5 protein-coding genes are annotated in these 6890 nt (G+C 52.4%); 2 read left to right on the forward strand and 3 right to left on the reverse strand.

Going from position 1 to position 6890, the window contains the following annotated elements; all coding sequences use genetic code 11:
- Positions 1-197 precede the first annotated feature (197 nt).
- From aspA to ACTHRY_RS05320, 3 genes are all read right to left on the reverse strand, one after another.
- Positions 198-1595: an aspartate ammonia-lyase gene (aspA, locus tag ACTHRY_RS05310; RefSeq protein WP_049322341.1), complete on the reverse strand. Its 1398-nt coding sequence runs from the start codon at positions 1593-1595 to the stop codon at positions 198-200.
- Positions 1596-1684: 89 nt separating this feature from the next.
- Positions 1685-1885 (reverse strand): hypothetical protein, encoded by a 201-nt coding sequence (locus tag ACTHRY_RS05315; protein WP_003746297.1) that lies wholly within the window; start codon positions 1883-1885, stop codon positions 1685-1687.
- 190 nt (positions 1886-2075) lie between these two features.
- Positions 2076-2222 (reverse strand): hypothetical protein, encoded by a 147-nt coding sequence (locus tag ACTHRY_RS05320; RefSeq protein ID WP_049322342.1) that lies wholly within the window; start codon positions 2220-2222, stop codon positions 2076-2078.
- A 299-nt stretch (positions 2223-2521) separates the two neighbouring features.
- Here ACTHRY_RS05320 and ACTHRY_RS05325 point away from each other — a divergent pair, with 299 nt between their 5' ends.
- Entirely contained in the window at positions 2522-3214 is a 693-nt protein-coding gene (locus tag ACTHRY_RS05325) for a VIT1/CCC1 transporter family protein (protein ID WP_049322343.1), read from the forward strand.
- A gap of 133 nt (positions 3215-3347) precedes the next feature.
- Complete coding sequence (gene mfd / locus ACTHRY_RS05330) at positions 3348-6755, forward strand: transcription-repair coupling factor (protein WP_049359092.1); 3408 nt, start codon at positions 3348-3350, stop codon at positions 6753-6755.
- Positions 6756-6890: the final 135 nt, after the last annotated feature.

Consider the following 6890-nt stretch of genomic DNA (forward strand, 5'->3'; position numbering starts at 1 on the left):
TTGAGGCATCATTACCGGCATAACCTTAAGGAGGAAACAGGCTGGGGCAACACCATCTTAAATCAAACCTGACGGTCAGGCTATCTTTTAATGCTGAATTTCGCAAAAAAATTCGATAAATATCAATATCAATGCGAAAGGCCGTCTGAAACTTTAAACGTTTAAAGTTTCAGACGGCCTTTGATTTCAAATCCTGATTACAGATGAGGATTAATCAGGTTTTCTGGGGAGAGGATGCGGTTGAGTTCTTCTTCGCTCAACAGGCCACGCTCCAGTACGACTTCGCGCACGCCTTTGCCGGTTTGGGCGCAGATTTTGCCGACCAAGTCGCCATTGCGGTGGCCGATGTATGGGTTCAGATAAGTGACCAAACCGATGGAGTTGAAGACGTAGTGTTCGCAGATTTCGCGGTTGACCGTAATGCCTTTGACGCATTTATCGGCCAGGTTGACCGCGGCGTTGCCCAAGAGGGAAATGGTTTCAAACATACATTGGGCGATGACCGGCTCCATAACGTTCAGCTGCAACTGACCTGCTTCGGCTGCGAAAGTGATGGTGGTGTCGTTGCCGATGACTTTGAAGCAGACTTGGTTGACGACTTCAGGAATCACGGGATTGACTTTGGCAGGCATGATGGAAGAGCCGGCCTGCAATTCAGGCAGGTTGATTTCTTTCAAACCGGCGCGCGGACCGGAAGAGAGCAGGCGCAAGTCGTTACAGATTTTGGACAGTTTGACGGCTGTGCGTTTCAATGCGCCGTGTACCATTACATATGCGCCGCAGTCGGAGGTCGCTTCAATCAGGTTTTCAGTCAGTTTGCAAGGCAGGCCGCTGACTTCGGAGAGTTTCTCAACGACTAAAGCCGCATAGCCTTTGGGCGTATTCACGCCTGTACCGATGGCGGTGGCACCGAGGTTGACTTCAAGCAGCAGGGAGCGGGTGCGGTCGAGGTTGAGGATTTCTTCTTCCAGCAACACTTGGAAAGATTGGAATTCTTGTCCGGCCGTCATCGGTACGGCGTCTTGAAGCTGGGTGCGTCCCATTTTCAAAACGTCTTTAAACTCTTCGGCTTTGGCGGCAAAGGCGTTTTTCAGGATGGCCAGTTTGTCGAGCAATTCGCCGATGCTGTAATACACGGCAAGGCGGAAGCCGGTAGGATAGGCGTCGTTAGTGGATTGGCTGGCATTGACATGGTCCATCGGATTGACGATGTCGTAGCGGCCTTTTTCGTATCCCAACACTTCCAGCGCAAGGTTGGCAATGACTTCGTTGGTGTTCATGTTGACCGAAGTACCGGCGCCGCCTTGATAAACATCGGACGGGAATTGGTCAAGACAGCGGCCTTTGACCAATATTTCGTCGCAGGCTTTTTCAATGGCGGCCGCGATTTCCGGCTTGATGGCACCCAATGCGCCGTTGGCTTGCGCAGTGGCTTTTTTAACCATCACCATGCTGCGGACAAATTGCGGTACGTCGGAAATTTTTTGCGTGGAAATTTTAAAGTTTTCAATGGCGCGCAGCGTGTGGATACCCCAATAAACATCGGCGGGGATTTCGCGGTCGCCCAATAAATCGTGTTCGATTCGTACAGTCATTTCTCTTACCTTCTCGTATAGTTGTGTTGGTGTGCGTTATGCGTTTGGAACATTAGCCCAGTTCGGCAAGATTGTCCAGTCGGTAAGGCTTAATCGTCAGGGTGAAAACGTGCCGCTTCGCGCTCTTTCGCGGCTGTCTCTTTATCTTTCAATTTCGCACCCAGTCCCAACATTTTTTCATATTCGGATTGCGGCGTGCCATCCTCTTCCATGCCGAATGCGCTGGCATTGACCCAAAGGGAAAGCAGGGAAACGATGAAGGCGAAAAAACCAACGATATACCAAAACATTTTTTTCTTCCTTGTGTGTCTGCGTGTGCAGATTGTTGTGGTTTGTAAAGATATGAATGTAGCACAAACACGGCAAGGTTTAAATTCCCTTGCTTCGTCCTTTCATTCATTTACCTGTTATTGTTTAGAAAAGAAAAGGCCGTCTGAAAAGTAAGACTTTTCAGACGGCCTTGAGGCTTTATCGGGAAGATTAGCCGCCGCATGCGCCGCAGCAACCGCCTTCGCCATGGCCGCCGCGTTTTTCTTCGTTGTTGACAACGGGCAGCTCGGTTTCTTCGGTTTGCTCTTTTTTATCTTCAGGCAAATCGTTTACTTTGATTTTGTTTTCTTCGGCCATGATATATCCTTTCAATGGATTAGGGAGTGGAAAGATTCATAAAGATAGCATCTTTAGAGCGATAAACCAAGTAGTGCAAAACGGTCTTGTGATAATGCCATGACTTGGAACAATAAATTTGATTGCAAAAGCGTAAAGGCCGTCTGAAGGAATCTTTAGGATGTGTGTCAGTTTCTATGGTTTGGAATGATGGCCGTAAGATTTGTGAATGTTTGGGTTTCAGGGTTGAACTGACATGGATTTCAAAAAACAATACAATGTTATCATCATCTGGACACCGCCAATTGATCGGAGCATATATGTATTCACACCACAGCGAACGCCATTTCAGCAACCGCAACAACTGGCTTCGGGCAAGCGTATTAGGGGCCAATGACGGGCTGATTTCCACTGCCTCGCTGTTGACGGGCGTAGCCGCTGCCGCGCCTGATTTCCAAACCCTGCTGTTGACGGGCATTTCGGCACTGATCGGGGGTGCGGTATCGATGGCGGCGGGGGAGTACGTTTCCGTATCCAGCCAATCGGATACGGAAAAAGCCGATTTGCACAAAGAATGCTACGAATTGGCAAACAATCCTGACGCAGAGTTGGAAGAGCTGACTGAAATTTACCGCCGCCGCGGTTTGTCCGGCGCGCTTGCCGCCGAAGTCGCGCAATCCTTGATGGAACACGATGCACTCGCCGCCCACGCGCGCGACGAAATCGGCATTACCGAAGCCTCTGCTGCCCGTCCCATGCAGGCCGCGCTGGCTTCTGCCGCTTCATTTTGTGCCGGCGCGATTTTGCCTTTACTGGTCGCGTTGACAGCTTCTAGTGCTATTGTCCCTGCATTGGCCGTCTCCACTTTGTTCGGCCTGGCATTACTGGGTTATGTCTCCGCCAAACTGGGCGGCGCGCCTGTTGTTCCTGCGGTTATACGCGTGTGCCTTTGGGGCGTGGCAGCATTGGTGATAACCGGGTTTATTGGAAAATTGGCCGGCGTGGCGGTTTAAATGTAAGGCCTTGTATTCTTTTAAACCTGTATCCAGTAAAATTGAAAATTAATTTGCTCACTAAAGGCCGTCTGAAAAATTTTCAGACGGCCTGCGGTGCTTGTATTGACTTATTGCACACTGTTTTTTTGTCATGACCTATCCGATTCCCAAACCCCGTGAAAAATCCCGTTGGCTCAATCTTTCGCAAGGCTCGCTGCCTTTGGCTTTGGCGCGTTATCTGCCGCATAAGCAGCTCAAGGTTGTCTTGACCCAGGATGCGGAACAGGCGCTACGCCTTCAGACGGCCTGGCTGTTTTTCCGTCCGCATGATACGGCGGTGTTCCTGCCGGACTGGGAAACGCTGCCTTACGAGCGTTTTTCTCCGCATCAGGATTTGGTGTCGGAGCGCTTGTCGGCATTGTGGCAGATTAAAAGCGGCGCTGCGGACGTGTTGTTCGTACCGGTTGCCACGGCGATGCAGAAGCTGCCGCCCGTGCCGTTTCTGGCGGGGCGCACGTTTTGGCTGAAAACCGGGCAGACTTTGGATATAGGCCGTCTGAAAACCGATTTGGTGGATGCGGGCTACAACCATGTTTCCCATGTTGTCGCGGCGGGCGAGTTTGCCGTGCGCGGCGGGATTGTCGATTTGTTCCCGATGGGCAGCGAGATGCCATACCGCATCGATTTGTTCGACGATGAAATCGACAGCATCAAAACCTTTGATACCGAAACGCAGCGCACCATTTCCCCCGTTTCCGAAATCCGCCTGCTGCCGGCGCACGAATTCCCCACAGACAGCGAGGCGCAAAAGATTTTCCGCAGCCGCTTCCGCGAAGAAGTCGATGGCAATCCGAACGATGCCGCTGTGTACAAAGCCGTCAGTAACGGCCACTTTGGCACGGGCGTGGAATATTACCTGCCGCTGTTTTTTGAAAACGAGCTGGAAACGCTGTTTGACTATATCGGCGAAGACGCGCTGTTTGTCTCTTTGGGCGACGTTCACGCCGAGGCAAACCGCTTTTGGAGCGACGTCAAATCGCGTTACGCCATGGCGCAGGGCGATGAAACCTATCCGCCTTTGCTTCCACAGCATTTGTATCTCTCTGCCGATGTGTTCGCAGGTCGTCTGAAAAACTACGGACAAGTGCTGCCCGATGTTTCCGGCAAAGAACACACCTTGCCCGATCTTGCCGTCAACCGCCAGTCCGACGAGCCTTTGCAGGCATTGAAGGATTTTCAGACGGCCTTTGATGGGCGGATTTTGCTGTGCGCCGAAAGTTTGGGACGACGCGAAACCATGCTTGGTTTCTTGCAGCAAAACGGTTTGAAAGCCAAAAGCGTGTCCGACTGGCAGGGTTTTTTATCGGCGTACGAGCCGCTGATGATTACAGTGGCGCCGTTGGCTTACGGGTTTAAATTAGAAGATCAAAACATCGCGGTCATCACCGAATCCGATCTCTATCAATACGTCGCCCGTTCGCGCAAACATCATCGCAAGAAACACGCCGCCGTTTCAGACGGCCTGTTGCGCGACCTGGCCGAAATCAATATCGGCGATCCTGTTGTACACGAAGAACACGGCATCGGCCGATATATGGGCTTGGTAACGATGGATTTGGGCGGCGAAACCAACGAAATGATGTTGCTCGAATACGCGGGCGAAGCGCAGCTTTATGTACCTGTTTCGCAACTGCATTTAATCAGCCGCTACTCCGGTCAGGCGCATGAAAACGTCGCCCTGCACAAGCTCGGCAGCGGCGCGTGGAACAAGGCGAAACGCAAGGCCGCCGAAAAAGCGCGCGACACCGCCGCCGAGTTGCTCAACCTCTACGCCCAACGCGCCGCCCAATCGGGACACAAGTTTGAAATCAACGAATTGGACTATCAAGCGTTTGCCGACGGCTTCGGCTACGAAGAAACCGAAGACCAGACCGCCGCCATTGCCGCTGTGATTAAAGATTTGACGCAGGCGAAGCCGATGGACCGCCTTGTGTGCGGCGATGTCGGTTTCGGCAAAACCGAAGTCGCCCTGCGCGCCGCGTTTGTGGCGGTGATGGGCGGCAAACAGGTTGCCGTACTCGCTCCGACCACGCTCCTGGTCGAGCAGCACGCGCAAAATTTCGCCGACCGCTTCGCCGATTTCCCCGTAAAAGTCGCCAGCCTTTCGCGTTTCAACAACAGCAAAGCCACCAAAGCCGCACTGGAAGGCATGGCGGACGGCACAGTCGATATCGTTATCGGCACGCACAAATTGGTGCAGGACGATATAAAATTCAAAAACTTAGGTTTAGTGATTATTGATGAAGAACACCGCTTCGGCGTGCGTCAGAAAGAGCAACTCAAACGCCTGCGCGCCAATGTCGATATCCTCACCATGACCGCCACGCCGATTCCACGCACTCTCAGCATGGCGCTTGAAGGCCTGCGCGACTTCTCGCTGATTACTACCGCACCGAGCCGCCGCCTCGCCGTCAAAACCTTTGTTAAACCCTTCAGCGAAGGCAGCGTGCGCGAAGCCGTACTGCGCGAACTCAAACGCGGCGGGCAGGTATTTTTCCTGCACAATGAAGTGGATACCATCGAAAATATGCGTGAGCGGCTGGAAACCCTGCTGCCCGAAGCCCGCATCGGCGTGGCGCACGGACAACTGCGCGAGCGCGAGCTGGAACAAGTCATGCGCGACTTTTTGCAGCAAAGGTTTAACGTGTTGCTCTGTTCCACCATCATCGAAACCGGCATCGACATCCCCAACGCCAACACCATCATCATCAACCGCGCCGACAAATTCGGGCTGGCGCAACTGCACCAGCTTCGCGGACGCGTCGGCCGCAGCTACCACCAAGCCTACGCCTACCTGCTCACGCCCGAATACATCACCAAAGACGCAGAAAAACGCCTCGACGCCATCGCAGCGGCAGACGAACTCGGCGCAGGTTTCACCCTCGCCATGCAGGATTTGGAAATCCGCGGCGCAGGCGAAATCCTCGGCGAAGGGCAGTCCGGCGAAATGATACAGGTCGGCTTCACGCTCTACACCGAAATGCTCAAACAAGCCGTGCGCGACCTCAAAAAAGGCCGCCAGCCCGATCTTGACGCGCCATTGGGCATTACCACCGAAATCAAACTGCACAGCCCCGCCCTGCTGCCTGAAAGCTACTGCCCCGACATCCACGAACGGCTCGTCCTCTACAAACGCCTCGCCGTCTGCGAAACCGTTCAGCAAATCAACGCCATACACGAAGAACTCGTCGACCGCTTCGGCCTGCCCGAACAACCCGTCAAAACCCTCATCGAAAGCCACCACCTGCGACTTGCGGCAAAAGAATTGGGTATAGACACCATTGATGCGACCAGCGAAGCGGTAACGGTAACCTTTGGCAAAAACAACAATGTTGATCCAACCGAAATCATCCTGCTGATTCAGAACGACAAAAAATACCGACTTGCCGGCGCGGATAAGCTGCGATTTACCGCAGAGATGGAAAATATCGAAGTGCGGATTAATACGGTGAAGAACGTATTGAAGACTTTGAAAGAAAGGGTGATGGTTAAGGATTAAGAAAAGGCCGTATGAAAAGGTGCAAGCTGCTTTTTAAGGCGTTTAAATAGCAAAAAAGTAGTCTGCACTAGGCTATATTATTAATTATTTTATTATAATTTATGTATATGGGGCGTAACATGGATAATTTGCTAC

Source organism: Neisseria sp. P0004.S004 (assembly GCF_051963335.1).
In the GTDB taxonomy this organism is placed as follows: domain Bacteria; phylum Pseudomonadota; class Gammaproteobacteria; order Burkholderiales; family Neisseriaceae; genus Neisseria.